This is a genomic window from Leclercia sp. CFBP8987, assembly GCF_034044995.2.
Classification (GTDB): Bacteria; Pseudomonadota; Gammaproteobacteria; order Enterobacterales; family Enterobacteriaceae; genus Enterobacter; species Enterobacter tamurae.
Genome location: NZ_CM188255.1, coordinates 4,284,993 through 4,310,488, shown reverse-complemented (window position 1 = coordinate 4,310,488; position 25,496 = coordinate 4,284,993). Strand labels below are relative to the sequence as shown.

Annotated in this window: 30 protein-coding genes; 17 read left to right on the top strand and 13 right to left on the bottom strand. The window is 54.5% G+C overall.

Features of this window, described 5'->3' with window-relative positions; genetic code table 11:
- Positions 1-2: 2 nt before the first annotated feature.
- The 7 genes from rpoN to SOM40_RS20700 are packed head-to-tail and all read right to left on the bottom strand — an operon-like array spanning position 3 to position 5,869.
- On the bottom strand, positions 3-1,436 hold the full coding sequence (rpoN, locus tag SOM40_RS20730) for an RNA polymerase factor sigma-54 (RefSeq protein ID WP_106994838.1): 1,434 nt from the start codon (positions 1,434-1,436) through the stop codon (positions 3-5).
- A 47-nt stretch (positions 1,437-1,483) separates the two neighbouring features.
- Positions 1,484-2,209: an LPS export ABC transporter ATP-binding protein gene (gene lptB, locus SOM40_RS20725; RefSeq protein WP_106994837.1), complete on the bottom strand. Its 726-nt coding sequence runs from the start codon at positions 2,207-2,209 to the stop codon at positions 1,484-1,486.
- A 6-nt stretch (positions 2,210-2,215) separates the two neighbouring features.
- On the bottom strand, positions 2,216-2,770 hold the full coding sequence (gene lptA / locus SOM40_RS20720) for a lipopolysaccharide ABC transporter substrate-binding protein LptA (protein ID WP_106994836.1): 555 nt from the start codon (positions 2,768-2,770) through the stop codon (positions 2,216-2,218).
- The gene (lptC, locus tag SOM40_RS20715) at positions 2,739-3,314 is read right to left on the bottom strand and encodes an LPS export ABC transporter periplasmic protein LptC (protein WP_106994835.1); all 576 of its coding nucleotides are present in this window, start codon (positions 3,312-3,314) and stop codon (positions 2,739-2,741) included. The genes lptA and lptC overlap by 32 nt, the downstream gene beginning before the upstream one ends.
- Entirely contained in the window at positions 3,311-3,877 is a 567-nt protein-coding gene (gene kdsC / locus SOM40_RS20710; RefSeq protein WP_106994894.1) for a 3-deoxy-manno-octulosonate-8-phosphatase KdsC, read from the bottom strand. Before kdsC ends, lptC begins: the two co-directional genes overlap by 4 nt.
- 14 nt (positions 3,878-3,891) lie before the next feature.
- Positions 3,892-4,878, bottom strand: coding sequence for an arabinose-5-phosphate isomerase KdsD (gene kdsD / locus SOM40_RS20705; protein WP_320531071.1), 987 nt, complete (start codon positions 4,876-4,878; stop codon positions 3,892-3,894).
- A 13-nt stretch (positions 4,879-4,891) separates the two neighbouring features.
- On the bottom strand, positions 4,892-5,869 hold the full coding sequence (locus SOM40_RS20700) for a calcium/sodium antiporter (protein ID WP_106994833.1): 978 nt from the start codon (positions 5,867-5,869) through the stop codon (positions 4,892-4,894).
- Positions 5,870-6,098: 229 nt separating this feature from the next.
- Between SOM40_RS20700 and mlaF the strand changes: the two genes are divergently transcribed.
- The 7 genes from mlaF (at position 6,099) to murA (ending at position 10,890) form a co-directional block, all read left to right on the top strand.
- A complete protein-coding gene (gene mlaF, locus SOM40_RS20695) occupies positions 6,099-6,911 on the top strand; it encodes a phospholipid ABC transporter ATP-binding protein MlaF (protein WP_106994832.1) in 813 nt (270 codons plus the stop codon).
- A gap of 7 nt (positions 6,912-6,918) precedes the next feature.
- Positions 6,919-7,701: a lipid asymmetry maintenance ABC transporter permease subunit MlaE gene (gene mlaE / locus SOM40_RS20690; protein WP_106994831.1), complete on the top strand. Its 783-nt coding sequence runs from the start codon at positions 6,919-6,921 to the stop codon at positions 7,699-7,701.
- A gap of 4 nt (positions 7,702-7,705) precedes the next feature.
- Entirely contained in the window at positions 7,706-8,266 is a 561-nt protein-coding gene (gene mlaD / locus SOM40_RS20685) for an outer membrane lipid asymmetry maintenance protein MlaD (RefSeq protein WP_320531072.1), read from the top strand.
- Positions 8,267-8,269: 3 nt separating this feature from the next.
- On the top strand, positions 8,270-8,905 hold the full coding sequence (gene mlaC, locus SOM40_RS20680; protein ID WP_320531073.1) for a phospholipid-binding protein MlaC: 636 nt from the start codon (positions 8,270-8,272) through the stop codon (positions 8,903-8,905).
- Positions 8,905-9,198 (top strand): lipid asymmetry maintenance protein MlaB, encoded by a 294-nt coding sequence (gene mlaB / locus SOM40_RS20675; protein WP_106994828.1) that lies wholly within the window; start codon positions 8,905-8,907, stop codon positions 9,196-9,198. Before mlaC ends, mlaB begins: the two co-directional genes overlap by 1 nt.
- Before the next feature lie 125 nt (positions 9,199-9,323).
- On the top strand, positions 9,324-9,578 hold the full coding sequence (gene ibaG / locus SOM40_RS20670; RefSeq protein WP_032614457.1) for a BolA family iron metabolism protein IbaG: 255 nt from the start codon (positions 9,324-9,326) through the stop codon (positions 9,576-9,578).
- 52 nt (positions 9,579-9,630) lie between these two features.
- The gene (murA, locus tag SOM40_RS20665; RefSeq protein ID WP_106994827.1) at positions 9,631-10,890 is read left to right on the top strand and encodes a UDP-N-acetylglucosamine 1-carboxyvinyltransferase; all 1,260 of its coding nucleotides are present in this window, start codon (positions 9,631-9,633) and stop codon (positions 10,888-10,890) included.
- Positions 10,891-10,950: 60 nt separating this feature from the next.
- On the opposite strand, the gene sfsB is transcribed toward murA, so the two are convergent.
- Entirely contained in the window at positions 10,951-11,238 is a 288-nt protein-coding gene (sfsB, locus tag SOM40_RS20660; RefSeq protein WP_106994826.1) for a DNA-binding transcriptional regulator SfsB, read from the bottom strand.
- A 230-nt stretch (positions 11,239-11,468) separates the two neighbouring features.
- Positions 11,469-12,440 carry an octaprenyl diphosphate synthase gene (gene ispB / locus SOM40_RS20655; RefSeq protein WP_166184226.1) on the bottom strand — a complete coding sequence of 324 codons (972 nt, stop codon included), beginning with the start codon at positions 12,438-12,440 and terminating at the stop codon, positions 11,469-11,471.
- A 256-nt stretch (positions 12,441-12,696) separates the two neighbouring features.
- On the opposite strand from ispB, the gene rplU reads away from it, so the two are divergent.
- The 4 genes from rplU (at position 12,697) to cgtA (ending at position 15,538) form a co-directional block, all read left to right on the top strand.
- Positions 12,697-13,008 (top strand): 50S ribosomal protein L21, encoded by a 312-nt coding sequence (rplU, locus tag SOM40_RS20650; protein WP_106994824.1) that lies wholly within the window; start codon positions 12,697-12,699, stop codon positions 13,006-13,008.
- Between the two features lie 19 nt (positions 13,009-13,027).
- The gene (rpmA, locus tag SOM40_RS20645; protein ID WP_007673187.1) at positions 13,028-13,285 is read left to right on the top strand and encodes a 50S ribosomal protein L27; all 258 of its coding nucleotides are present in this window, start codon (positions 13,028-13,030) and stop codon (positions 13,283-13,285) included.
- Between the two features lie 96 nt (positions 13,286-13,381).
- On the top strand, positions 13,382-14,347 hold the full coding sequence (locus SOM40_RS20640; protein ID WP_106994823.1) for a DMT family transporter: 966 nt from the start codon (positions 13,382-13,384) through the stop codon (positions 14,345-14,347).
- Positions 14,348-14,362: 15 nt separating this feature from the next.
- Positions 14,363-15,538 carry an Obg family GTPase CgtA gene (cgtA, locus tag SOM40_RS20635; protein WP_106994822.1) on the top strand — a complete coding sequence of 392 codons (1,176 nt, stop codon included), beginning with the start codon at positions 14,363-14,365 and terminating at the stop codon, positions 15,536-15,538.
- A gap of 36 nt (positions 15,539-15,574) precedes the next feature.
- Here cgtA and pmrB read toward each other — a convergent pair whose 3' ends face one another.
- The 3 genes from pmrB to dacB are packed head-to-tail and all read right to left on the bottom strand — an operon-like array spanning position 15,575 to position 18,713.
- Positions 15,575-16,618: a two-component system sensor histidine kinase PmrB gene (gene pmrB, locus SOM40_RS20630; RefSeq protein ID WP_320531074.1), complete on the bottom strand. Its 1,044-nt coding sequence runs from the start codon at positions 16,616-16,618 to the stop codon at positions 15,575-15,577.
- On the bottom strand, positions 16,615-17,277 hold the full coding sequence (gene pmrA, locus SOM40_RS20625) for a two-component system response regulator PmrA (protein ID WP_106994820.1): 663 nt from the start codon (positions 17,275-17,277) through the stop codon (positions 16,615-16,617). The genes pmrB and pmrA overlap by 4 nt, the downstream gene beginning before the upstream one ends.
- 2 nt (positions 17,278-17,279) lie before the next feature.
- Positions 17,280-18,713 carry a serine-type D-Ala-D-Ala carboxypeptidase gene (gene dacB / locus SOM40_RS20620; protein WP_166184223.1) on the bottom strand — a complete coding sequence of 478 codons (1,434 nt, stop codon included), beginning with the start codon at positions 18,711-18,713 and terminating at the stop codon, positions 17,280-17,282.
- Positions 18,714-18,959: 246 nt separating this feature from the next.
- Here dacB and greA point away from each other — a divergent pair, with 246 nt between their 5' ends.
- Positions 18,960-19,436, top strand: coding sequence for a transcription elongation factor GreA (gene greA, locus SOM40_RS20615; protein WP_142487242.1), 477 nt, complete (start codon positions 18,960-18,962; stop codon positions 19,434-19,436).
- Between the two features lie 152 nt (positions 19,437-19,588).
- Here the strand turns inward: greA and yhbY are convergent, their stop codons facing one another.
- Entirely contained in the window at positions 19,589-19,882 is a 294-nt protein-coding gene (gene yhbY / locus SOM40_RS20610; RefSeq protein WP_095099897.1) for a ribosome assembly RNA-binding protein YhbY, read from the bottom strand.
- 122 nt (positions 19,883-20,004) lie between these two features.
- Here yhbY and rlmE point away from each other — a divergent pair, with 122 nt between their 5' ends.
- The 5 genes from rlmE to secG all read left to right on the top strand — a co-directional run bounded on the left by rlmE (position 20,005) and on the right by secG (position 25,493).
- Positions 20,005-20,631, top strand: a complete 627-nt coding sequence (gene rlmE / locus SOM40_RS20605; protein ID WP_106994817.1) for a 23S rRNA (uridine(2552)-2'-O)-methyltransferase RlmE — start codon at positions 20,005-20,007, stop codon at positions 20,629-20,631.
- Positions 20,632-20,733: 102 nt separating this feature from the next.
- Entirely contained in the window at positions 20,734-22,668 is a 1,935-nt protein-coding gene (gene ftsH, locus SOM40_RS20600) for an ATP-dependent zinc metalloprotease FtsH (RefSeq protein WP_106994816.1), read from the top strand.
- Between the two features lie 91 nt (positions 22,669-22,759).
- Positions 22,760-23,608 carry a dihydropteroate synthase gene (folP, locus tag SOM40_RS20595; protein ID WP_262662011.1) on the top strand — a complete coding sequence of 283 codons (849 nt, stop codon included), beginning with the start codon at positions 22,760-22,762 and terminating at the stop codon, positions 23,606-23,608.
- Positions 23,601-24,938 (top strand): phosphoglucosamine mutase, encoded by a 1,338-nt coding sequence (gene glmM, locus SOM40_RS20590; protein ID WP_106994814.1) that lies wholly within the window; start codon positions 23,601-23,603, stop codon positions 24,936-24,938. The genes folP and glmM overlap by 8 nt, the downstream gene beginning before the upstream one ends.
- A 222-nt stretch (positions 24,939-25,160) precedes the next feature.
- A complete protein-coding gene (secG, locus tag SOM40_RS20585; protein ID WP_032614427.1) occupies positions 25,161-25,493 on the top strand; it encodes a preprotein translocase subunit SecG in 333 nt (110 codons plus the stop codon).
- Positions 25,494-25,496: the final 3 nt, after the last annotated feature.

Here is a 25,496-nt window from a genome sequence, read left to right as displayed (position 1 = left end):
TGTCAGACCAGTTGTTTACGCTGGTTTGACGGCGGAATGGATAAAGACTCTCGATACTTCGCAACAGTACGGCGTGCCACCATGATACCTTGATCGGACAGCATGGTGGTTAACTTACTGTCGCTCAGTGGTTTCGCGGGGTTTTCCGCGGCGATCAATTTTTTCACCAGCGCCCGAATGGCCGTCGACGAGGCTTCGCCGCCGCCTTCGGTATTGACGTGGCTGGAGAAAAAATACTTAAGCTCAAAAATACCGCGCGGACTGTGCAGATACTTCTGCGTCGTCACACGGGAAATCGTCGATTCATGCATCTCGACGGCCTGGGCGATATCGGCCAGCACCATCGGCTTCATAAATTCTTCACCCTGCTCAAAAAACGCCTGCTGTTGTTCGACGATGCAGCGGCTGACGCGCAGCAGGGTGTCATTGCGGCTCTCGAGGCTCTTGATCAGCCAGCGCGCCTCCTGCAGATTGCTGCGGATAAACTGGTTATCCGAATCGTTGCGCGAGCTGGTGCACATCGAGGCGTAGTGCTGATTGATTTGCAGGCGCGGGATGCTGTCGGAATTCAGTTCCACAACCCACAGGCCGTTATGCTTGCGCACCAGCACATCGGGAATAACGTACTCGGGCTCGCTGGTCTGGATAGACTGCCCCGGTCGTGGATCCAGCGACTGAATCAGATTAACCGCTTCTTTCAGGATCTCTTCTTTCAGGCGCGTTACGCGCATCAATGAGCGGAAGTCGTGGTTGGCCAGCAGATCCAGATGCTCGCTGACGATCAGGCGAGCCTCTTCCAGCCACGGCGTCTCTTTAACGAACTGCGAAAGTTGAATCAGCAGGCAGTCACGTAAATCGCGTGCTGCGACGCCGACCGGATCGAAACGCTGAACACGCTTCAGAACCGCTTCGACCTCTTCAAGATCGATCTCATCATCACCGATGCTTTCCAGAATGTCGTCCAGCGACACGGTCAAATAGCCGGTCTCATCGACGGCATCGACAATGGAGGTAGCGATGGCGCGATCGGTATCGGAAAACGGCGTGAGCTCCACCTGCCACATCAGGTAATCCTGCAGCGACTGGGTGGTCTCGCCCTGATACACCGGTAATTCATCATCCTGGTAGTCTGCGCGCGTGCCGGATGGCGTGCCTGCGGTATAGATCTCATCCCAGCTGGCATCCAGAGGAAGCTCGTCAGGCATCTCTTTTTGCTCCAGCGCATCAACGCTGTCGAGATTTTCGGTGTCCTGAGTTTGCTGAGTTTCTACCTCGTCGTGAAGATCGGTTTGCTCAAGCAGGGGATTGCTGTCCAGCGCTTGCTGGAGCTCCTGCTGGAGTTCTAGCGTCGACAGCTGCAACAGACGAATGGCCTGTTGGAGCTGCGGCGTCATTGCCAGCTGTTGGCTGAGCCTTAATTGCAAACCTTGCTTCATGTTCAGAGCATTTTTCTCCGTTTACGCGAGACTGAACTTCTACCCTATCAGAGTCTGAAGTCTTCCCCAAGATACACGCGCTTAACATGATCGTCTTCGAGGATCTGCTGCGGTGTGCCGTGGGCAATCAGATGGCCCTGGCTGACGATGTAAGCCCGCTCACAGACCGCCAGCGTCTCACGCACGTTATGGTCGGTGATAAGCACGCCCAGACCACTGTCGCGCAGATGCTCAATAATTCGTTTGATATCAATAACCGAAATCGGGTCGACGCCCGCAAAAGGTTCATCAAGCAGAATAAATTTCGGGTTGGCTGCCAGCGCGCGGGCAATTTCCACACGGCGACGTTCACCACCGGAGAGCGCCTGGCCCATGTTGTCGCGCAGATGTTCGATATGGAACTCTTCCATCAGCTCGTTGGCGCGATCCTGACGCTGCTCGGAGGTCAAATCGTCACGGATCTGCAGCACCGCCATCAGGTTGTCGAAGACGCTCAGACGGCGAAAGATCGACGCTTCCTGTGGCAGGTAACCGATACCGCGACGCGCACGTGCATGAAGCGGCAGCAGGCTGATATCTTCGTCATCGATGATGATGTTACCCGCGTCGCGCGGCACAATCCCTACCACCATGTAAAAGGTAGTGGTTTTACCCGCACCGTTAGGACCCAACAGGCCGACAATTTCGCCGGAGTTGACGGTCAAACTGACATCTTCCACTACGCGACGGCCCTTGTAGGCTTTGGCGAGATTCTTTGCAGTTAATGTTGCCATAACGAATTAGTTACTCTTTTTCTGTGCCGGGGCCTGAGTGTTGTTTTTGTCCTGCAGCTGCGATGGAACCAGGACGGTGGTTACGCGTTTGCCTTTTTCACTGAAGGCCTGCATTTTTTGCTCTTTCACCAGATAGGTGATCTTGTCGCCCTTGATGTTGCTGTCGAGCTGCTCCAGGAACGCATTGCCGGTCAGCACCACGAAGTCTTTCGCCAGCTCGTAGTGCATCTGGGAGGCACGGCCTTTCACCGGCTTACCGTTGTCCTGCATCTGGTAGAAGGTGGCCGGGTTGCCGTAGCCATCGATAATCTCTTTACCGTCTTCCCCGCCAGGACGCGTCACCACCACCTTGTCGGCGTTGATTTTGATGGTGCCCTGGGTCACGACCACATTGCCGGTAAAGGTCACCACGTTGCCCTGCATATCGAGCGACTGCGTATCGGATTCGATATGAATCGGCTGCTCGGTATCACCCGTTACAGCAAGCGCGGGCAGGCTGACGGCCAGCAGCGCGCTGGCAATAACAAATTTAAGGCTGAGTTTGTTTGCTTGGAATTTCATAGGAGGTTCTAACCTTTTCAATCAGCTCTGCGTTCTTGCTGCGTAAGTTCCCGCGCATTCTCAGACCGCTGGAATTAAATGTGGTGCCGTATAACGTAACCAGATCCTGCGACGTGACATCCTGCGTCACAAGGTTAATCTGTGCGTTATCGGTTGTGATTTTGCGCAGCTGTGAGTCTGCGGTCAGCGCATTCACCTCAACATGACCATACAGATAAAGCATACGGTCATTCGTCAGTTTTGCCCGGTCTGATTTAATCGACCAGGTCGGCACTTTATTGGTATCAAACGTGGTCATCACCGGTTGGGTAAACCAGGAGACGCCCTGTTCGGAAAAATACTCAACATGCTGAGCGATAAGGCGATAATTCAAAGCCCCTTCCGGGCTGTACACCACGGTATCGCTATGATCGCTTTTGTATGTTGGATCGTTAGTATTGACCGCCGGCGCTTGTTCGTCGTCCTTGTCAGCGAGATTCACGCCAATCAGTACCAGTGCTACCAGCGAAAGCAGAATAATAACCCAACGTCTGGTTTTACTCATATCGATTGCCCTTTGGCCTCATCAAGCTTACCTTGCGCCAGCAGCAGCAGGTCGCAGACTTCTCTTACTGCGCCGCGGCCACCGTTGATACGGGTGACATAGTCAGCGCGCGGGATCAACAGCGGATGGGCATCAGCCACGGCGACGCTCAAACCCACTTCTGCCATCACTGGCCAGTCAATCAGATCGTCTCCGACGTAGGCGACGTTTTCCGGGGCGATGGCCAGTTTACCAAGTAAGTCCCTGAAAGCGACCATCTTATCGGATTGTCCTTGATAGAGATGGGTAATGCCCAGCGTTTCGCAGCGATCTTCTACTAGTTTAGCCTTACGCCCGGTGATAATGGCAACTTCTATGCCAGACGTGAGCGCACAGCGAATGCCATAACCATCACGAACGTTGAAGGCCTTCAGCTCTTCGCCATTGTTGCCCATATAAATCAGGCCGTCAGACAGCACGCCATCGACATCCAGAATCAGCAGGCGAATGTTTTCGGCCTGCGACATCATCTGCGCACTGACCGGGCCATAACAGGTTGCAAGGGATGCACCCGCATTAATCATTGTCTTATCCTTCATTACACTACGCCTGCGCGCAGCAGATCATGCATATGTACCACACCCAGCAACTGGTCGCCATCAGCAACCATGACGGAGGTGATATGGCGGGACTGCATCAGGTTTAATACTTCGACAGCAAGCAGGCCGGGACGCACCCGAATCCCCCCGGGGGTCATCACATCGGCGATACCCAGCTTACGAACATCTACACCCATATCGAACACGCGGCGCAGATCCCCATCGGTGAAAATCCCGTCAATTTTCATCTGATCATCGCAGATGACGGTCATGCCGAGGTTTTTACGGGTGATCTCCAGCAGCGCATCGCGCAGGGAGGCCTCTTTACTGACGCGTGGAATTTCATCCCCGGTATGCATGATGTCATTCACCCGCAGCAGCAATTTACGTCCCAGCGCACCACCCGGATGGGAGAGGGCGAAATCTTCGGCGGTAAAGCCGCGGGCTTCGAGCAGGGCGACGGCCAGCGCATCTCCCATTACCAGCGCAGCGGTGGTGCTGGAGGTCGGTGCCAGTCCCAGCGGGCAGGCCTCTTTTGGCACTTTGACGCACAGATGGATATCAGCGGCGCGCGCCATGCTGCTCTCAGGGCGGCTGGTGATACAGATAAGGGGAACGTGGAGCCGCTTCAGCACCGGGATCAGGGCCAGGATCTCATTTGATTCACCCGAGTTGGATAACGCGATGACGATATCCTGCGCTGAGACCATGCCGAGGTCACCGTGCGCCGCTTCACCGGGATGAACGAAAAAGGCGGTGGTGCCGGTACTGGCGAAGGTGGCCGCCATTTTACGACCAATGTGCCCGGATTTACCCATCCCCATCACCACGACTTTGCCGGTGCAGTGGAAAATTTTCTCACACGCGAGGGTAAAATCCTGATTAATGTATTGATCTAACTGCGCCAGACCTTCACGTTCTATCTCCAGAACTTCTTTTCCTGCTTTCTGAAAGTCAAAACCCGGCTGCAATTCTATTTGCGACATAATGCGTTTCCGTTTACCCAGAGAGAAGAGGCGAGAGCCAGTACAGCATCGCCATCCATACGATAAATCCCACCGTCAGCAGCGCGCCAGCGCCCTGACCAATCTGCCTTTTACGCCGCCAGCAGAGCAGGGCGAAGATAGCGCTGACTAACACCATCACGCCGTAATCCCGGCTGAACGCCAGCGGATTAAAGGCGCCGGGAGCAATCAGGGCCGGCAGACCCAGCACAATGGCAATATTGAAAATATTGGAACCGATGATATTACCAATCGCTATGTCATCTTCGCCTTTACGCGCGCCGGCAATCGCCGTGGCCAGCTCGGGGAGACTGGTGCCAATGGCAATCACCGTCAGGCCGATGGTTAATTCGCTCATGGCGAAGTAGTTGGCCAGCACCGTCGCATTATCAACGATCATCTGCGTCGCCATCGGCATGATGATTAACGCCACGCCCAGCCAGAGCAGCGCGACAGGTAAATTTCCCTCACGCGGTAGCTCTGCAACCTGCTCAAGGGTCAGGGTGTCATTGCCCTGCTTTTCTGCCGCCCGGGCCAGCTTAACAATATAAAACAGCCAGATGACCGCCAGTGCCAGCAGGAAAATGCCATCGCTAAGCGTTAACTGCCCGTCATATAACACATAACCGGCCAGCAGACTGACAATTAACATTAGCGGTAATTCGCGTCGCAGAACATCAGAATGCACGCGAAATGGATGAAGCAGTGCGGCAAGTCCCAGGATGAGCAAGATGTTGACGATGTTGGAGCCAATGGCCGTTCCTACGGCGAGATCAACCTGATCGTGCAGCGAGGCGGCGACAGAGACGATAATCTCCGGCAGGGAGGTACCTACGCTGACCACCGTCATCCCAATAATCAGGGGGGGAACGCCCAATAAACGACACAGAATTGATGCGGAGAACACCAGACGGTCGGCACTGTAGACCACCAAAAGTAAACCAATTATTAACAGTGCCGTTGCAAGAAGCATCAAAAGTCCTTTCTTCAGGTATACTCGCCGGTCCACCGAGAAAAAATCTCTGCCGCTGCATACTGTCTGTAGACGTAACGTATTCCTAATTTTGACTTTATGCGTTGTAAAAGTAAAACAAATGCCAGCTTTCGCTTACCTGCAGAGGTAATATTCTGTAAAAATGTTGGGTTTGCGGCGAAATCAGGCATCAAGCTGATCCTGAACCGGCAATAGAAAGGAAATGTACATGAGCCTGAATGGAGCGAATATAGTCGATGTCCGTGGCGTCAGCTTCACGCGCAGCAGCCGGGTCATTTTTGACAACATCTCTCTCACCGTGCCTCGCGGTAAAATCACCGCCATCATGGGCCCGTCCGGCATTGGTAAAACGACGTTATTGCGCCTGATTGGTGGGCAAATCCCGCCGAGCCAGGGCGAGATCCTCTTTGACGGCGAAAATATCCCGGCGATGTCCCGCTCGCGCCTTTATACCGTACGTAAACGCATGAGCATGCTTTTTCAGTCCGGCGCGCTTTTTACTGACATGAACGTCTTCGATAATGTCGCTTATCCGCTGCGTGAGCATACGCATCTGCCGCCGGAACTGTTAAAAAGCACCGTCATGATGAAGCTCGAGGCTGTCGGCCTGCGTGGCGCAGCCAAACTGATGCCTTCCGAACTCTCCGGCGGGATGGCTCGTCGCGCGGCCCTGGCGCGCGCGATCGCGCTGGAACCCGATCTGATCATGTTCGATGAGCCGTTCGTCGGCCAGGATCCCATCACCATGGGCGTGCTGGTCAAACTGATCTCTGAACTGAACAGCGCCCTGGGCGTGACCTGTATTGTGGTCACCCATGACGTACCCGAAGTGCTGAGCATTGCCGATTACGCCTATATCGTGGCGGATAAAAAAATTGTGGCGCACGGTAGCGCACAAGCATTACAGAGTAACTGCGATGCCCGCGTCCGTCAGTTCCTCGACGGTATTGCAGATGGCCCCGTGCCGTTCCGTTATCCGGCGGGCGATTATCATAAAGATTTATTGGGAATAGGGAGTTAAGCCACTCATGCTGTTAAATGCGTTGGCCGCTCTTGGACACCGTGGCATAAAAACCATCAGGACGTTCGGGCGTGCCGGGTTGATGTTATTCAATGCGCTGGTCGGGAAACCGGAATTCCGCAAACATGCCCCTCTGCTGGTTCGCCAGCTGTACAATGTCGGCGTGCTGTCGATGCTCATTATCATCGTTTCCGGTGTCTTCATCGGGATGGTGCTGGGGCTGCAGGGGTATCTGGTCCTCACCACCTACAGTGCGGAAACCAGCCTCGGTATGCTGGTGGCGCTCTCCCTGCTGCGTGAGCTGGGGCCGGTGGTTGCTGCGCTGCTGTTCGCCGGGCGTGCCGGGTCGGCGCTGACGGCAGAAATTGGCCTGATGCGTGCCACCGAGCAGCTCTCCAGTATGGAGATGATGGCGGTGGATCCGCTGCGTCGGGTGATCGCGCCGCGCTTCTGGGCGGGCATGATCTCCTTGCCGCTGCTGACTATCCTGTTTGTTGCGGTGGGGATCTGGGGCGGATCGATGGTTGGCGTGCAGTGGAAAGGAATCGATGCCGGTTTCTTCTGGTCGGCGATGCAGAGCGCCGTTGACTGGCGTCTGGATCTGGTTAACTGCCTGATTAAAAGCGCGGTATTTGCCATAACGATCACCTGGATTGCGTTGTTCAATGGCTACGATGCCATCCCGACGTCTGCCGGTATCAGCCGGGCAACCACCCGCACTGTTGTGCATTCGTCGCTGGCCATACTGGCTCTGGATTTTGTGCTCACCGCACTGATGTTTGGGAAATGAGTTCATGCAAACGAAAAAAGTAGAAATTTGGGTAGGCGTATTTGTTTTGCTGGCACTGCTGGCCGCACTGTTTTTAAGCTTCAAAGTGGCAGATGTCACGACGATCCGTACCGAGCCGACATACCGCATTTATGCCACCTTCGATAATATCGGTGGCCTGAAAAGCCGTTCTCCGGTGCGTATTGGCGGGGTCGTGGTCGGGCGTGTGGCCGACATCACTCTCGACGAGAAAACCTATCTGCCGCGCGTTGCGCTGGATATTGAAGAGCGCTACAACCACATCCCGGATACCAGCTCCCTGTCTATCCGTACCTCCGGCCTGTTAGGTGAACAATACCTGGCGCTGAACATCGGTTTTGAAGATCCCGAACTGGGAACGGCTATCCTTAAAGACGGTGGCGTGATTCAGGATACGAAGTCAGCCATGGTGCTGGAAGATATGATTGGTCAGTTCCTTTACAACAGCAACAGTAAAGGGGGTGACGAGAATCAAGCTGCTCAGACACCTGCGCAGAGTGACATTACGCCGCCTGTTGGCACGACGAATTCATCTCAGGAGAAGTAATTCATGATTAAACGACTATTAATGGTTGCCATGCTGATGATTGCCCCTTTGACTGCCGCTAACGCAGCCGATCAGAGCAATCCCTATCAACAGATGAATGAGGCGGCTAAGAAAACCTTCGATCGCCTTAAAAATGAGCAACCGAAAATTCGGTCCAATCCCGATTATCTGCGCGAGGTGGTTGATCAGGAGCTACTGCCGTATGTGCAGGTAAAATATGCCGGGGCCCTGGTGCTGGGTCGTTACTACAAAGACGCAACGCCAGCCCAGCGTGATGCCTATTTTGCGGCGTTCCGTGAGTACCTGAAGCAGGCTTACGGTCAGGCGCTGGCGATGTACCACGGCCAGACGTATCAGATTGCGCCGGAACAGCCGCTGGGTTCTGCCACCATCCTGCCTATTCGCGTGACCATCGTCGATCCGAACGGTCGTCCGCCAGTGCGTCTGGACTTCCAGTGGCGTAAGAACAGCCAGAACGGTAACTGGCAGGCATACGACATGATTGCTGAAGGCGTCAGCATGATTACCACCAAGCAGAACGAATGGAGTGACCTGCTGCGCACCAAGGGCATTGATGGCCTGACTGCCCAGCTGAACAGCATCTCGCGTCAGAAAATCACCCTGGATGAGAAGAAATAATGACGTCGCAGCTCAGCTGGACCCGTGAGGGCGAGACGCTGTTACTCACTGGCGAGCTGGATCAGGATTATCTGAATCCTCTGTGGGATGCGCGTCATGAAGCCATGCAGGGAATCTCCTGTATCGACCTTGGCGGCATTTCTCGCGTGGATACGGCAGGCGTCGCGCTGCTGGTTCATCTGGTGGCAGCAGGCAAAGGGCAGGGCAGGCAGGTGACGCTGGCGGGCGCCAGCGACAACGTCATCACCCTGGCTCAGCTCTATAATTTGCCGGAAGACGTATTGCCTCGCTAATTTTTTCAGTACGTTACTATCAAAAGCCCCGACTGTTTCATCGTCGGGGCTTTTTGCTTGTTTAAGACCGCGCCACTTTGCTCTAAGATGTTGGGCTTGTTTTCACACCAGATGATAGAGATCCCATGGAAAATCATGAAATCCAGACCGTGCTGATGAACGCACTTGCCCTCCAGGAAGCCCACGTCTCCGGCGACGGCAGCCACTTTCAGGTTATTGCTGTGGGAGAGATCTTTGACGGCATGAGCCGCGTGAAAAAACAGCAGGCTGTTTATGCGCCGCTGATGGAATATATCGCGGATAATCGCATCCATGCCCTGTCGATCAAGGCGTTCACCCCGACTGAGTGGGCACGCGATCGCAAACTGAACGGTTTTTGAGCTGAGGGTGAGTTGCCCGCAGCACGGTTGAATTCATACAGAGAGTAATCACATGGACAAATTTCGTGTTCAGGGACCTACGCGTCTCCAGGGCGAAGTCACAATTTCCGGTGCCAAAAACGCCGCGCTGCCGATCCTTTTCGCCGCACTGCTTGCGGAAGAGCCGGTAGAGATCCAGAACGTCCCGAAACTGAAAGACATTGATACCACCATGAAGCTGCTCGGCCAGCTGGGTACCAAGGTAGAACGTAACGGCTCCGTGTGGATCGACGCCAGTAACGTGAACAACTTCTCCGCGCCGTACGACCTGGTGAAAACCATGCGCGCTTCCATCTGGGCGCTGGGTCCGCTGGTGGCCCGTTTTGGTCAGGGCCAGGTCTCACTGCCGGGCGGCTGTGCCATTGGCGCGCGTCCGGTCGATCTGCATATTTTCGGCCTCGAGAAGCTGGGCGCCGAAATTAAGCTGGAAGAGGGTTACGTCAAAGCTTCCGTCAATGGCCGCCTGCAGGGCGCGCATATCGTGATGGATAAGGTGAGCGTTGGCGCAACCGTCACCATTATGTCTGCAGCAACCCTGGCTGAAGGTACCACCATTATCGAGAACGCCGCGCGTGAGCCAGAGATTGTGGACACCGCGAACTTCCTGAATACGCTGGGGGCGAAGATCACCGGCCAGGGTACCGACCGTATCACCATTGAAGGCGTTGAGCGCCTGGGCGGCGGCGTGTATCGCGTTCTACCTGACCGTATTGAAACCGGGACCTTCCTGGTCGCAGCGGCCATCTCCGGCGGTAAGATCGTTTGTCGCAATGCACAGCCTGATACGCTGGATGCGGTACTGGCTAAGCTGCGTGATGCCGGTGCGGACATCGAAATCGGTGAAGACTGGATCAGCCTGGATATGCACGGTAAGCGTCCTAAGGCCGTGAACGTGCGTACTGCTCCGCATCCTGCGTTCCCGACCGATATGCAGGCGCAGTTCACTCTGTTGAACCTGGTGGCAGAAGGGACTGGCTTCATTACCGAAACCATCTTCGAAAACCGCTTTATGCACGTACCGGAACTGATCCGTATGGGTGGCCATGCTGAGATCGAAAGCAACACCGTGATCTGTCATGGTGTGGAAAAATTGTCCGGGGCGCAGGTGATGGCGACGGATCTGCGTGCGTCTGCGAGCCTGGTGCTGGCGGGCTGTATTGCGGAAGGTACAACGCTGGTGGACCGTATTTATCACATCGATCGCGGCTATGAGCGCATCGAAGATAAACTACGTGCCCTGGGCGCAAATATTGAGCGTGTGAAAGGCGAGTAATCGTTAAGGCAGCCCCCTGCCATTTCGACCGGGGGGTTGCTGGTCCCGTTTAAAGGAGCGTCATTGTTGGCGCTCTTTTTGTTTTCTGCTCTGGCGCATCATGCGCGTTCTGTCGACAAATTCGTGGGTTAGCGGGTCATGGTAGCGTGATGGCCAAATGACCCAGGGATCGGTATCTAACGCCGTTGCAATGATCAGTTCTCCCTTCGGCCAGGGGCGCGTCAGCGCGTTTGCCAGGGTGGATGAACTGAGGCCATTACGACGGGATTCTGCCGCCAGTGATGTTCCCTTTTTACGCAGCGCGGCAATAATATCGGCCGAGTGCCAGTCGATAAATTTCTTATCCATTCAGCGGTCCCTCTGTTCTGGTACGTTTACGTCATTTCAATTAAATGACGTTTTTACTATACCTTCTTCGAACAGCGGTTCTAAAAAGTTCGCGTTACTGGAAGCAACATTCAGATTTTGCCAGGGCTTTAATCATGCGGCCTGTAAGCGGATTCTTTAACAACGTTATGGATATTATTTGGAACTTATCGGAACTCTCTTTTCATGAAAAAGAGAGTTCCTGGAACTGCTTATCGATCGCGTTGTACAGCAATATGGGCGAGACCGATCAGGGCATCACGCCATGGACTGTCAGGGATCACCTGAAGTGCGATGATGGCTTTATCCGCTTCTTCCTCGGCACGTTGACGCGTCCATTCCAGTGAACCACAGGTTGCCATTGCTTCCAGTACAGGTTCCAGAAGGTGTCGGCCGTTTCCTTGTTCAATGGCTTCGCGGATCAGGTTTGCCTGTTCAGGGGTGCCGTTACGCATGGCATGCAGCAGCGGGAGCGTCGGTTTGCCCTCATTGAGGTCGTCCCCGACGTTTTTGCCCAGCGTCTCGCCATCGGCGCTGTAATCGAGCAGATCGTCGATCAGCTGGAAGGCGGTGCCAAGATAGCGCCCGTAATCCTGCAGGCCACGTTCCTGCTCCTCGCTACAGCCAGCAAGAATACCGGAGCACTGGGCCGCTGCCTCAAACAGACGTGCGGTTTTGCTGTAGATCACCCGCATGTAGTTCTCTTCGGTGATGTCCGGGTCGTTGACGTTCATCAGCTGCAGAACTTCGCCTTCCGCGATCACGTTCACCGCTTTGGACATCACTTCCAGCACCTTCAGCGAGCCGAGGCTGGTCATCATCTGGAAGGCGCGCGTATAGATAAAATCACCGACCAGCACGCTGGCAGCATTGCCAAATGCCGCGTTGGCGGTGGCTTTGCCACGACGCATGTCGGACTCATCGACAACGTCATCATGCAGCAACGTAGCGGTATGAATAAATTCGATCAGCGCCGCAATAGTGACGTGCGCATTCCCCTGATAGCCTACCGCGCGAGCGGCCAGCACAGCGATCATTGGACGGATGCGTTTGCCCCCACCGCTGACGATGTAGTAACCCAACTGATTGATTAGGGAAACGTCAGAGTCGAGCTGTTCCAGGATCGCTGCATTTACACCCGCCATATCTTGCGCGGTTAACTCATTGATTTTTTCTAAATTCATCGCAAAAGCCGGGCTTGTAGTCCTGTTTTCCACATTTCAAATGGGTTAACGTAGGGTTCGGTTTATCAATAGTAGCGCTGATTGTACTGAAAAAACGCCTCAGATAAACGTTACCGTACGTGTTGTGTTTTTTTTCTTCATGTATTGACGGTAGCACTTGTCAAAGGCTCGCGTTTTGCGTAATATTCGCGCCCTATTGTGAATATTTATAGCGCACTCTGAATCACACGAGGATGTGCGCGGAAGCGGAGTTTATATGTACGCGGTTTTCCAAAGTGGTGGTAAACAACACCGAGTAAGCGAAGGTCAGACCGTTCGCCTGGAAAAGCTGGACATCGCAACTGGCGAAGCTGTTGAGTTCGCTGAAGTTCTGATGATCGCAAACGGTGAAGAAGTCAAAATCGGCGTTCCTTTCGTTGATGGCGGCGTTATCAAAGCTGAAGTTGTTGCTCATGGTCGTGGCGAGAAAATTAAGATCGTTAAGTTTCGTCGTCGTAAACACTACCGTAAGCAGCAGGGCCACCGTCAGTGGTTCACTGATGTGAAAATTACTGGCATCAGCGCCTAAGACCTGAGGAGAGATTTAAATGGCACATAAAAAGGCTGGCGGCTCCACACGTAACGGTCGCGATTCAGAAGCTAAACGCCTTGGCGTTAAGCGTTTCGGTGGCGAAACTGTTCTGGCGGGTAGCATCATCGTTCGTCAGCGTGGCACCAAATTCCACGCTGGTAACAACGTAGGTTGCGGTCGTGACCACACTCTGTTTGCTAAAGCAGACGGTAAAGTGAAATTTGAAGTTAAAGGCCCGAACAACCGTAAATACATCAGCATTGTTGCTGAGTAAGGTTTTCTCGGTCCGGTAACGGATTAAAGCCCCGCAACGTGTTGCGGGGCTTTTTACATTGGAAACCCGGTAATTTTTTCTGTAGGGAAAACGGGCATGAAGCAGCAAGCCGGCATTGGTATTCTCCTGGCACTCATCACCGCGATGTGCTGGGGCGCATTGCCCATTGCAATGAAGCAGGTTCTTGAAGTGATGGAACCACCAACGGTGGTGTTTTATCGCTTCCTGATGGCCGGTGTTGGTCTGGGAACTATCCTGGCAATCAAGGGTAAGCTTCCGCCGATGCGCATTTTTCGCAAGCCGCGCTGGATTATTGTACTGGCGATTGCGACAGGTGGTCTGTTCGGCAACTTCATCTTGTTCAGTTCTTCCCTGCAGTATCTTAGCCCTACCGCCTCGCAAGTTATCGGTCAGCTGTCACCGGTTGGCATGATGATCGCCAGTGTCGTTATCCTCAAAGAGAAGATGCGCGGCACGCAGGTGATTGGGGCAATGATGCTGCTTTGCGGTCTGGTGTTGTTCTTCAATACCAGTCTGATAGAGATCTTTACCCGCCTGACGGATTACACCTGGGGTGTGATTTTCGGCGTGAGTGCGGCGGCGGTGTGGGTAAGTTATGGCGTCGCGCAAAAGGTGTTATTGCGTCGTCTGGCGTCACAGCAGATCCTGTTTTTGCTGTACACTTTATGTACTATTGCACTGTTGCCGCTGGCGAAGCCGGGAGTCATTACCCAGTTAAGCGACTGGCAGCTGGCGTGTCTGATCTTTTGTGGTCTGAACACGTTAGTCGGTTATGGCGCCCTGGCGGAAGCGATGGCGCGCTGGCAGGCAGCACAGGTGAGCGCACTGATTACGCTTACCCCGCTGTTTACGCTGTTATTTTCAGATTTATTATCAATGGCCTGGCCCGATTTCTTCGTCAAACCGATGTTAAACCTGTTGGCTTATATCGGTGCGTTTGTCGTGGTTGCGGGCGCGATGTATTCCGCCATTGGTCATCGTCTTTGGGGACGTTGGCGCAAAAGTGAAGCGGTTGTAGTTGTCCCCCGCTCAGGCGAATGATTTACGGAGAGTAAAATGAAGTTTGTTGATGAAGCAACGATCCTGGTCGTGGCAGGTGATGGCGGTAATGGTTGCGTAAGCTTCCGCCGTGAAAAATACATTCCGCGTGGCGGCCCTGACGGCGGCGATGGCGGTGACGGCGGGGACGTATGGCTTGAAGCCGACGAGAACCTTAACACCCTGATCGACTACCGTTTCGAGAAAGCTTTCCGCGCAGAGCGTGGCCAGAACGGGCAGAGCCGTGACTGTACCGGCAAGCGCGGGAAAGATGTCAGCGTGAAAGTGCCGGTCGGGACGCGCGTTATCGATCAGGGCACGGGCGAAACCATGGGTGATATGACCAAACACGGTCAGCGCCTGATGGTAGCGAAAGGCGGCTGGCACGGTCTGGGTAACACCCGTTTCAAATCCTCCGTGAACCGTTCCCCACGTCAAAAAACGATGGGTACGCCGGGCGATAAGCGCGATCTGCAGCTCGAGCTGATGCTGCTGGCAGACGTCGGGATGCTGGGGATGCCGAATGCCGGTAAATCTACCTTCATCCGTGCAGTTTCTGCGGCCAAGCCGAAAGTGGCGGACTATCCGTTTACCACCCTGGTGCCAAGCCTCGGCGTGGTGCGTATGGACACCGAGAAGAGCTTCGTGGTTGCGGATATTCCGGGCCTGATCGAAGGCGCCGCGGAAGGTGCTGGTTTAGGGATCCGCTTCCTGAAACACCTTGAGCGCTGCCGCGTTCTGCTGCACCTCATCGATATCGATCCGATCGACGGTTCCGATCCGGTAGAGAACGCCCGCATCATTATTGGCGAGCTGGAAAAGTACAGCGATAAGCTGGCTGCTAAGCCGCGCTGGCTGGTCTTCAACAAGATCGACCTGATGGACAAAGCAGAAGCCGAAGCGAAGGCGAAAGCCATTGCTGAAGCGATGGGCTGGGAAGATAAGTACTACCTTATCTCCGCGGCAAGCCAGATGGGCGTGAAAGATCTGTGCTGGGACGTGATGACCTTCATCATCGAGAACCCGGTAACGCAGGCAGAAGAAGCGAAGCAGCCTGAGAAAGTCGAATTCATGTGGGATGACTACCACCGTCAGCAGCTTGAAGAGCAGACGGAAGAAGAAGACGACGAAGACTGGGATGACGACTGGGACGAAGACGACGAAGAAGGCGTCGAATTCATCTACAAGCGTTAAGACCGTCAATGGCCCCCTTATCAAGGGGGCTTTTTTTTAGTTTAGTTTTGCCGGTAGCCAGCAGCCGACCGTCAGCCCACCTTCGGGACGGTTTTCCAGCGTCAGCTTGCCACGATGCAGCTGCACGATACGCTGGACGATACTTAACCCCAGCCCGCTGCCGCCGTAGCGTTGATCGATACGGCGAAACGGCTCGGTAATGGACTGGCGATGTGCCTCATCAATGCCAGGCCCCTGATCGCAGACACTCACCAGCGTACCATCGTCGACATCCTGCATGCTGACTTCAATGGTGGTTCCCGCCGGACTGTAACGTACCGCGTTCTCCAGCAAATTGCGCAGCATCAGCCGCAACAGGATGGCGTCTCCCTGTACGCTCAGGGAGCCCGTCTGCGGCCAGATCAGAGTATGGTCTCTGGTCTCATTCTCCAGCGCCAGCGGCGCAAAGATGGATTCGCTCCAGTTAACCGTATCGTAATGACCGCTGGCCAGAGCCTGGCCCGCCCGGGCCAGCATCAGAAGTTGCTCCACGGTATGCATCAGTTGATCGATACGGGCAATCAGCGTAGAGGCCTGCGGTGAGCCTGACTGTGCCATAAGCTCCAGATGCAGGCGGATGCCCGCCAGGGGCGTACGCAGCTCGTGTGCGGCGTCAGCAGTGAACAGACGCTCCTGCTGAATGGTTTGATCCAGCCGGGCAAGGAGTTGATTCAGAGAGGTGGTCACGGCGCCAACTTCTTCCATATCGGAATACATCGGTAGCGGGGTGAGATTGTCGGCAGAGCGGTTTGCCAGGCTGGAGCGGAGCTGATTGAGGGGGCGGGTGATCCAGCTGACGGCCCAGAAGGAGAACAGCAGCGTAAAACCGACCATCACAAGGGAAGGCACCAGCAACGAGGCGATCGCCTCCCGGATCTCTTTCTCAACATGCTGGTTGCGCGATTTGGCAGAAAGCGTCTCGCTGACAAGGAAGCCGATTTGCTCCCGGCTTTCATGCCAGAGCCAGATAACGCTGATCAGTTGAAAGAACAGCAGAATGACTGCTAACAGCACCATCAGACGACGGCGCATGCTGTTCATTTTTGGCTCTCCAGACGATAGCCCACGCCGCGCACGGTTTTGATGCGGTCTTTACCCAGCTTGCGCCGCAGGTTATGGATATGAACCTCAAGGGTGTTCGAGCCGGGATCGTCCTGCCAGGAGTAGATATCCTGCTGTAAGGTCTCACGATGGACGGTCTGCCCGGTGCGCATGATCAGCCGCGTTAGCAGGGCGAACTCTTTCGGGGTGACCTCAACCGGCTGGGACTGCTGTAATACCTGCTGCGTTTGCAGGTTTAGCGTTAGATCGCCGTCGCTGAGCAGGTTATCACTGTGCCCCTGATAACGCCGGATTAAGGCCCTTGCCCGCGCCTGTAGTTCCGCCAGGGCAAAAGGTTTCACCAGATAGTCGTCGGCGCCGGAGTCGAGGCCGTTGATCCTGTCTTCCAGCGCATCGCGCGCCGTCAGGATCAGCACCGGATTATCCACCCCACGACGACGCCACTGGCTGAGCAGGGTAGCTCCGTCTTTATCCGGCAGGCCAAGATCGAGGATCACCAGGCTGTACTCGCCGCTCTGGATAAGGCCATCAGCCTCGGCGGCAGTGCCAGCGCAATCGAGCGTATAGCCCTCGGCAGAGAGCGCGAGAGCCAGTCCTTCCTGCAGCAGCAGATCGTCTTCGACAATGAGTAATTTCATCGCTAGTTATTCTGATAAATATCCTTGTAAAGCCGGCTCTCAAAGCGCACCAGCGGGATACGGCGATTGCGTTGGTCTGCAGGTTCAACTGCGTAGCCAGAAAGATACTGCACAAAAGCCATCCGTTGCCCGCTGGCGGTAGTGATAAACCCGGCCAGGTTATAGACGCCCTGGAGTGAGCCCGTCTTCGCGGAGACTTTGCCATCCACGCCCGCGGCGTGCAGGCCAGCCCGATACTGCAGGGAGCCGTCATAACCGGCGAGCGGCAGCATCGAGATAAAGTTTAGTTCAGTGTCGTGCTGAGCAATGTACTGAAGGACCTGCATCATGGTGGCAGGGGAGATCAGGTTATGGCGCGACAGACCTGAGCCATCAACCGCGATGGTATTCCCGAGCTCAATACCGGCCTGCTGACGCAGGATCTGCCGGACCGCGTCCGACCCGGCACGCCAGGTGCCAGGAACGCCAAAGCGGGCGTGGCCGATCATGCGAAACACGGTGTCGGCAATCATGTTGTCCGATTTTTTCAGCATGATCTTCAGCAGGTCGTGCAGCGGCGCCGATTGCTTACTGGCAATCACGGTGCCCGGCTCGTTGCTCTGGGTCTGACGTAACAGCGTGCCGCTATAGGTGATGTTGGCCTGCTTCAGTTCGTCTTTGAGGATCGCCCCGGCATAGCCTGCGCCATCCTGAATGGCGAAGGCCAGTGGCAGCGGATCGGCGCGCTGCGTCAGGCATCCGGTCAACGTAAAGCGGTTAAGATCTCCCGGTACCACGTCCAGTTCGCAGTACTGCGCTTCCGGCGACCCTTTCGCCAGGGTACGTACCTGACTGAACATAGTGACCGGATAGTAGGACGCCACCCGGATAAAAGCTAAATCATTGGGTTTTGGTGCACTGTACAGCGAGACGGAGAAGCAGTTTCGATCGACAATCGCGGCCGCAGGCGGCGCGCTAAAGCACTGGGTCATGTCGTTCCACGGCCAGCCCGGGGCTTTATCATGGCTGGCGAAGATAGAGGTGTCGATAAGCACATTGCCTTCAATGCGCTGCACGCCCGACTTCTTTAGCACGGCGACCATATTGCGAATATCCTGACGCTTAAAGGTCGGATCCCCGCCAAAACGGGCGATAAGATCGCCTTTCAGCACACCGCCCTCAACGTTGCCTTTGCTCTCCAGCGTAGTGGTGAAGCGAAAGTCGGGCCCCAGCTGCAGCAGGGCGGCCAGCCCCGTGATCACCTTTTGCGTACTGGCGGGCAGGGCCATCTGCTGGCTGTGGTAATCAATCTCAGGGGCCTGGGCACCTATCTTTTGCACCATCAGGGCAAGATTGGCACCATCGGGCAGCTGATTAATATACTCGTCAACGTTCGCTGCCTGGACAGTGAACGCAAATGTGGTGGTCAATCCGATGATAAATCTGGAAAATCGCATAATCTCGCGCTAACAACCCGGAAACAAACCGCCATACTACGGCCCAACGCCCTGTAAAGTAAACGATGACCCATACTGAACTTCGCGTTAAAATGCGTATCAAATTGAAAAATTGCTGCTGTCCTGGAACTTTGCTTCCGGGTCAGTTTTCTTTTGCTTCTGACCTGAGCCAGGCTGTGATGCCTGCGGGGCCAGTCGTCGGGTCAGTTACCCGTACCTAACAGGAATGTCAAAGAGGTATAACAAATGCAAGCTATTCCGATGACCTTACGTGGGGCTGAAAAACTACGCGAAGAGCTGGATTTTCTGAAATCTGTTCGCCGCCCTGAGATCATTGCAGCCATCGCCGATGCGCGTGAGCATGGCGATTTGAAAGAGAACGCCGAGTACCACGCTGCGCGTGAGCAGCAGGGTTTCTGCGAAGGGCGTATTAAAGATATCGAAGCCAAGCTCTCGAATGCGCAGGTGATTGATATCACCAAGATGCCAAACAACGGGCGAGTCATTTTTGGTTGCACCGTTACCGTGATCAATCTGGATAACGATGAAGAAGTCTCTTACCGCATCGTGGGTGATGACGAGGCCGATTTTAAGCAGAATCTGATCTCGGTAAACTCACCGATTGCCCGCGGCCTGATTGGCAAAGAGCAGGACGATGTGGTCACCATCCGTACCCCGGGTGGGGAAGTGGAGTTCGAAATTATCAAGGTTGATTACCTGTAATTCGCATCTCCTGTCAGATGTTGATACATTGTAAAGATAGGAAAAAGGCCGCATAGCGGCCTTTTATCAACTCAAGGAGCATGGCATTTTGCTCACCTGCTTAAGAAAAACCCCTCGTTTTACACAGTAAATGTGTTCAATTCAGGATAATCTTAGCGTGGCAGCGAGATTTTACGCTCTTTAGATGGACGGTAGAGCACCAGCGTTTTACCGATGACCTGTACATTACAGGCGCCGGTTTCGCGCACGATTGCTTCCACGATCAAAGTCTTGGTCTCTCTGTCTTCAGAGGCGATTTTCACTTTGATTAATTCGTGGTGCTCCAGCGCTTGTTCAATCTCGGCCAGTACCCCTTCGGTCAAACCATTGTTGCCAAGCATAACTACAGGCTTGAGCGGATGTGCCAGACCTTTAAGGTGCTGTTTTTGTTTAGTACTCAGATTCATCGTATATTTTTGCTTACGTTGGGATTGAAAACGGTTCATTCTACCGCCATCTCCCTAATATCGCCAAATTGCTGAGTGGAAATTTACACCACAGGCTACGATGAACCAGGACGGAAAGTTAAATGACAGGTAAAAAGCGTTCTGCAAGCTCGAGCCGCTGGCTCCAGGAACACTTTAGCGATAAATATGTTCTACAGGCACAGAAAAAGGGGTTACGTTCCCGTGCCTGGTTTAAACTTGATGAAATACAGCAAAGTGACAAACTCTTTAAGCCGGGGATGACGGTAGTCGACCTCGGTGCAGCGCCCGGCGGATGGTCGCAATATGCGGTGACACAAATCGGCGGAACTGGCCGAATCATCGCCTGCGATCTTTTGCCTATGGATCCCATCGTTGGTGTGGACTTCCTTCAGGGCGATTTTCGTGATGAATTAGTACTGAAAGCGTTACTTGAACGTGTAGGTGACAGTAAAGTTCAGGTTGTCATGTCCGATATGGCGCCAAATATGTGCGGAACACCGGCGGTGGATATCCCTCGCTCCATGTATCTGGTAGAACTGGCGTTAGAGATGTCCCGTGATGTCTTAGCGCCGGGTGGTAGTTTTTTAGTGAAGGTGTTCCAGGGCGAAGGTTTCGAGGAGTATCTGAAGGAAATTCGCTCCCTGTTTGCGAAGGTCAAAGTTCGTAAGCCGGACTCTTCTCGTGCTCGTTCACGTGAAGTGTATATTGTAGCGACCGGGCGAAAATGATAGCCGGTAAGTTTCAGGCGAAAGTTTGAAATGAATCGGATACTGAGTATCCTGACGCTGTTTTTAACACAGTTGTAATAAGAGGTTAATCCCTTGAGTGACATGGCGAAAAACCTAATACTCTGGCTGGTCATTGCCGTTGTGCTGATGTCAGTATTCCAGAGCTTTGGGCCCAGCGAGTCTAATGGCCGTAAGGTGGACTACTCTACCTTCCTGCAAGAGGTCAACCAGGATCAGGTTCGCGAAGCGCGTATCAACGGACGTGAGATCAACGTTACCAAGAAAGATAGTAACCGTTACACGACTTACATTCCGGTGAACGATCCTAAGCTGCTTGATAACCTTCTGACTAAAAACGTTAAGGTGGTAGGTGAGCCGCCGGAAGAGCCAAGCCTGCTGGCTTCTATCTTCATCTCCTGGTTCCCGATGCTGCTGCTTATCGGCGTCTGGATCTTCTTTATGCGTCAAATGCAGGGCGGCGGTGGCAAAGGTGCCATGTCGTTCGGCAAGAGTAAGGCGCGTATGTTGACGGAAGACCAGATCAAAACCACTTTTGCTGACGTAGCTGGTTGCGACGAAGCAAAAGAAGAGGTGGGTGAGCTGGTTGAATACCTGCGTGAACCGAGCCGCTTCCAGAAACTGGGCGGTAAGATCCCGAAAGGCGTCCTGATGGTCGGCCCTCCGGGTACCGGTAAAACCCTGCTGGCGAAAGCCATCGCCGGTGAAGCGAAGGTCCCGTTCTTTACCATTTCCGGTTCTGACTTCGTGGAAATGTTCGTTGGTGTCGGTGCATCCCGTGTGCGTGACATGTTCGAACAGGCCAAGAAAGCGGCACCGTGCATCATCTTCATCGATGAAATCGACGCCGTAGGCCGCCAGCGTGGCGCAGGTCTGGGCGGTGGTCACGATGAACGTGAGCAGACGCTGAACCAGATGCTAGTTGAGATGGACGGTTTCGAAGGTAACGAAGGTATCATCGTTATCGCGGCAACTAACCGTCCGGACGTTCTTGACCCTGCGCTGCTGCGTCCAGGCCGTTTTGACCGTCAGGTTGTGGTCGGTCTGCCAGACGTTCGTGGTCGTGAGCAGATCCTGAAAGTGCATATGCGTCGCGTACCGCTGTCTCCGGACATCGATGCGGCAATCATTGCGCGCGGTACCCCAGGCTTCTCCGGTGCGGATCTGGCTAACCTCGTGAACGAAGCTGCACTGTTTGCTGCTCGCGGCAACAAGCGTGTGGTCTCGATGGTGGAGTTCGAGAAAGCGAAAGACAAAATCATGATGGGTGCGGAACGCCGCTCCATGGTGATGACGGAAGCGCAGAAAGAGTCCACGGCTTACCACGAAGCTGGTCATGCGATTATCGGTCGCCTGGTACCGGAACACGATCCGGTGCATAAAGTGACGATTATTCCGCGCGGTCGTGCGCTTGGCGTAACATTCTTCCTGCCGGAAGGCGATGCCATCAGCGCCAGCCGCCAGAAACTGGAAAGCCAGATTTCAACCCTGTACGGCGGTCGTCTGGCGGAAGAGATTATCTACGGTGTGGAACATGTTTCGACCGGTGCGTCTAACGACATTAAAGTCGCGACCAACCTGGCACGTAACATGGTGACCCAATGGGGCTTCTCCGACAAACTCGGTCCGCTGCTGTATGCGGAAGAAGAGGGCGAAGTGTTCCTGGGCCGTTCTGTGGCGAAAGCGAAGCATATGTCCGATGAGACAGCACGTATCATCGATCAGGAAGTAAAATCTCTGGTTGAGCGTAACTATGCACGTGCTCGCCAGATCCTGAACGACAATATGGACATCCTGCATTCGATGAAAGATGCGCTCATGAAATATGAGACCATCGATGCACCGCAGATCGACGACCTGATGGCGCGCCGCGAAGTGCGTCCGCCAGCAGGCTGGGAAGACCCAGGCGCTTCCAATAATTCTGACAACAATGGCACCCCGCGTGCGCCGCGTCCGGTCGATGAACCGCGTACGCCAAACCCGGGCAACACCATGTCAGAACAGTTGGGCGATAAATAAGTCACCGCTGTAGATGTTCGCTTTACCTGAAACCCTGGGGCTTGCCCCGGGGTTTTTCTTGTCTGCTTAACTAAAAAATCAGGGAATTGCCATGAAACTCTTCGCCCAGGATTCTTATCTCGATCTGACTCATCCGCATGTGATGGGGATCCTGAACGTTACGCCAGACTCGTTCTCCGATGGCGGGACGCATAACACGCTGATCGAGGCGGTCAGGCATGCGAATCTGATGATCAATGCCGGGGCGACCATCATTGACGTTGGTGGAGAATCGACGCGACCGGGCGCGGCAGATGTCAGCGTTGACGAAGAGTTGTCCCGGGTGATCCCGGTGGTCGAAGCCCTTGCGCAGCGTTTCGAAGTGTGGATTTCGGTAGATACCTCTAAGCCAGAGGTGATTCGCGAGTCAGCGAGAGTGGGCGCTCACATTATTAATGACATTCGCTCCCTCACCGAACCGGGAGCGCTTGAGGCCGCGGCAGAGACCGGGTTGCCGGTTTGTCTGATGCACATGCAGGGCCAGCCGAAAACCATGCAGGATGCCCCGAAGTATGATGACGTGTTTGCTGATGTGAACCGCTACTTTGTTGAGCATATTGCGCGTTGTGAGCGTGCCGGTATCGCAAAAGAGAAATTGCTGCTCGACCCGGGATTCGGTTTCGGTAAAAATCTTTCTCATAACTTCGAGCTTCTTGCGCGCTTATCTGAATTTCACCATTTTGGCCTGCCGCTGCTGGTCGGGATGTCACGAAAATCTATGATAGGCCAGTTGCTTAACGTCGGGCCATCAGACCGCCTGAACGGAAGCCTGGCCTGCGCGGTTATTGCAGCGATGCAGGGAGCGCATATTATTCGCGTCCATGACGTAAAAGAGACAGCAGAAGCCATGCGAGTGGTGGAAGCCACACTGGCAGCTAAGGAAAACAACCGCTATGAGTAATCGTAAATATTTTGGTACCGACGGCATTCGTGGACGCGTGGGCGATGCGCCAATCACTCCTGAGTTTGTACTGAAGTTAGGCTGGGCTGCAGGCAAGGTGCTGGCCAGTCACGGCTCGCGCAAAATCATCATTGGTAAAGATACGCGCATCTCCGGCTATATGCTTGAATCGGCGCTGGAAGCTGGTCTTTCTGCCGCCGGGCTTTCTGCCTCCTTTACCGGCCCAATGCCGACGCCTGCTGTCGCCTATCTCACCCGGACCTTCCGTGCGGAAGCGGGGATTGTGATCTCCGCCTCGCATAACCCGTTCTACGATAACGGCATCAAATTCTTCTCTATCGATGGCACCAAGCTGCCGGATGAAGTTGAAGAAGCCATCGAAGCGGAAATGGAAAAAGAGCTCACCTGCGTGGACTCCGCTGAGCTGGGTAAAGCCAGCCGTATCGTCGATGCGGCTGGGCGCTACATTGAATTCTGTAAAGGTACCTTCCCGAACGAGTTGAGCCTCAGCCATCTTAAAATCGTGGTGGACTGCGCGAACGGGGCAACCTACCACATCGCCCCAAACGTGTTCCGCGAACTGGGTGCGCAGGTGGTGGCCATTGGCTGTGAACCTAACGGGCTGAACATTAACGCTGAAGTGGGGGCGACGGACGTTCGCGCTCTGCAGGCGCGCGTGCTGGCAGAGAAGGCCGATCTGGGTATCGCCTATGACGGCGACGGCGACCGCGTCATCATGGTTGATCATGAAGGCAATAAGGTCGATGGGGATCAGATCCTCTATATCATTGCCCGTGAAGGCCTGCGTCAGGGCCAGCTGCGCGGCGGTGCCGTCGGTACGCTGATGAGCAACATGGGTCTGGAGCTGGCACTTAAGCAGCTGGGGATCCCGTTTGTGCGCGCAAAAGTGGGCGATCGCTACGTTCTGGAAAAACTGCAGGAGAAAGGCTGGCGCATTGGCGCGGAAAACTCCGGCCACGTGATCCTGCTCGACAAAACCACCACCGGTGACGGCATTGTGGCGAGTCTGCAGGTGGTTGCGGCGATGGTGCGTAACCATATGTCCCTGCACGATCTGTGCAGCGGCATGAAAATGTTCCCGCAGATCCTGGTTAACGTCCGCTTTACCGCCGGGAAAGGCGATCCGCTGGAAAACGACAATGTGAAAGCGGTGATGGCTGAGGTTGAAGCGGCGCTGGGCTCCCGTGGCCGCGTTCTGCTGCGTAAGTCAGGCACCGAACCACTGATCCGGGTGATGGTGGAAGGTGAAGACGAAGCGCAGGTGACTGAGTTTGCCCATCGCATCGCGGATGCCGTGAAAGCGGCGTAACATTTTTGGTAAGTGTTTAAAAAGGCGGCGTCTGCCGCCTTTGTTTTGTACAGTTGCGGGTCTTTTGCTGTTTTTTTCCGCACTTGATACAATGCGCTGAAATTGCCCTTGCGAAGGTCATTCGCTTTGGTTAGTATTCACACCCGCTTCAGTGGGAAAGCAAATTCCTGCTTATTGGTCGAAGCATTGGTATGCGGCAAATCCGCAAGGAACAGGTTGATTATGTACGAAGCTCTTTTAGTAGTTTTCCTTATTGTAGCCATCGCTCTGGTAGCGTTGATCATGCTGCAACAAGGTAAAGGCGCTGATATGGGGGCCTCTTTTGGAGCAGGCGCTTCTGGTACGCTGTTCGGTTCAAGTGGTTCTGGTAACTTCATGACCCGCGCAACGGCGATTCTGGCAACGCTGTTTTTCATCATCAGTCTGGCGCTTGGCAATATCAACAGCAACAAGACCAGTAAAGGAAGCGAGTGGGAAAATCTGAGCGCGCCGGCGAAATCCGAGCAGACTCAGCCAGCTGCACCGGCTAAGCCGACCAGCGATATCCCGCAGTAAGAG

What these genes read in the sequence shown, in the direction of transcription:
- dacB (WP_166184223.1), bottom strand. Translation starts at nt 18,713, where the DNA reads ATGCGATTTTCCAGATTTATCATCGGATTGACCACCACATTTGCGTTC.
- pmrA (WP_106994820.1), bottom strand. Translation starts at nt 17,277, where the DNA reads ATGAAATTACTCATTGTCGAAGACGATCTGCTGCTGCAGGAAGGACTG.
- ftsH (WP_106994816.1), top strand. Translation starts at nt 20,734, where the DNA reads ATGGCGAAAAACCTAATACTCTGGCTGGTCATTGCCGTTGTGCTGATG.
- kdsC (WP_106994894.1), bottom strand. Translation starts at nt 3,877, where the DNA reads ATGATTAATGCGGGTGCATCCCTTGCAACCTGTTATGGCCCGGTCAGT.
- lptA (WP_106994836.1), bottom strand. Translation starts at nt 2,770, where the DNA reads ATGAAATTCCAAGCAAACAAACTCAGCCTTAAATTTGTTATTGCCAGC.
- yhbY (WP_095099897.1), bottom strand. Translation starts at nt 19,882, where the DNA reads ATGAATCTGAGTACTAAACAAAAACAGCACCTTAAAGGTCTGGCACAT.
- ispB (WP_166184226.1), bottom strand. Translation starts at nt 12,440, where the DNA reads ATGAATTTAGAAAAAATCAATGAGTTAACCGCGCAAGATATGGCGGGT.
- rpmA (WP_007673187.1), top strand. Translation starts at nt 13,028, where the DNA reads ATGGCACATAAAAAGGCTGGCGGCTCCACACGTAACGGTCGCGATTCA.
- mlaF (WP_106994832.1), top strand. Translation starts at nt 6,099, where the DNA reads ATGAGCCTGAATGGAGCGAATATAGTCGATGTCCGTGGCGTCAGCTTC.
- pmrB (WP_320531074.1), bottom strand. Translation starts at nt 16,618, where the DNA reads ATGAACAGCATGCGCCGTCGTCTGATGGTGCTGTTAGCAGTCATTCTG.
- folP (WP_262662011.1), top strand. Translation starts at nt 22,760, where the DNA reads ATGAAACTCTTCGCCCAGGATTCTTATCTCGATCTGACTCATCCGCAT.
- kdsD (WP_320531071.1), bottom strand. Translation starts at nt 4,878, where the DNA reads ATGTCGCAAATAGAATTGCAGCCGGGTTTTGACTTTCAGAAAGCAGGA.
- glmM (WP_106994814.1), top strand. Translation starts at nt 23,601, where the DNA reads ATGAGTAATCGTAAATATTTTGGTACCGACGGCATTCGTGGACGCGTG.
- mlaD (WP_320531072.1), top strand. Translation starts at nt 7,706, where the DNA reads ATGCAAACGAAAAAAGTAGAAATTTGGGTAGGCGTATTTGTTTTGCTG.
- SOM40_RS20700 (WP_106994833.1), bottom strand. Translation starts at nt 5,869, where the DNA reads ATGCTTCTTGCAACGGCACTGTTAATAATTGGTTTACTTTTGGTGGTC.
- sfsB (WP_106994826.1), bottom strand. Translation starts at nt 11,238, where the DNA reads ATGGATAAGAAATTTATCGACTGGCACTCGGCCGATATTATTGCCGCG.
- lptC (WP_106994835.1), bottom strand. Translation starts at nt 3,314, where the DNA reads ATGAGTAAAACCAGACGTTGGGTTATTATTCTGCTTTCGCTGGTAGCA.
- mlaB (WP_106994828.1), top strand. Translation starts at nt 8,905, where the DNA reads ATGACGTCGCAGCTCAGCTGGACCCGTGAGGGCGAGACGCTGTTACTC.
- cgtA (WP_106994822.1), top strand. Translation starts at nt 14,363, where the DNA reads ATGAAGTTTGTTGATGAAGCAACGATCCTGGTCGTGGCAGGTGATGGC.
- SOM40_RS20640 (WP_106994823.1), top strand. Translation starts at nt 13,382, where the DNA reads ATGAAGCAGCAAGCCGGCATTGGTATTCTCCTGGCACTCATCACCGCG.
- mlaE (WP_106994831.1), top strand. Translation starts at nt 6,919, where the DNA reads ATGCTGTTAAATGCGTTGGCCGCTCTTGGACACCGTGGCATAAAAACC.
- rplU (WP_106994824.1), top strand. Translation starts at nt 12,697, where the DNA reads ATGTACGCGGTTTTCCAAAGTGGTGGTAAACAACACCGAGTAAGCGAA.
- secG (WP_032614427.1), top strand. Translation starts at nt 25,161, where the DNA reads ATGTACGAAGCTCTTTTAGTAGTTTTCCTTATTGTAGCCATCGCTCTG.
- rlmE (WP_106994817.1), top strand. Translation starts at nt 20,005, where the DNA reads ATGACAGGTAAAAAGCGTTCTGCAAGCTCGAGCCGCTGGCTCCAGGAA.
- murA (WP_106994827.1), top strand. Translation starts at nt 9,631, where the DNA reads ATGGACAAATTTCGTGTTCAGGGACCTACGCGTCTCCAGGGCGAAGTC.
- rpoN (WP_106994838.1), bottom strand. Translation starts at nt 1,436, where the DNA reads ATGAAGCAAGGTTTGCAATTAAGGCTCAGCCAACAGCTGGCAATGACG.
- greA (WP_142487242.1), top strand. Translation starts at nt 18,960, where the DNA reads ATGCAAGCTATTCCGATGACCTTACGTGGGGCTGAAAAACTACGCGAA.
- mlaC (WP_320531073.1), top strand. Translation starts at nt 8,270, where the DNA reads ATGATTAAACGACTATTAATGGTTGCCATGCTGATGATTGCCCCTTTG.
- lptB (WP_106994837.1), bottom strand. Translation starts at nt 2,209, where the DNA reads ATGGCAACATTAACTGCAAAGAATCTCGCCAAAGCCTACAAGGGCCGT.
- ibaG (WP_032614457.1), top strand. Translation starts at nt 9,324, where the DNA reads ATGGAAAATCATGAAATCCAGACCGTGCTGATGAACGCACTTGCCCTC.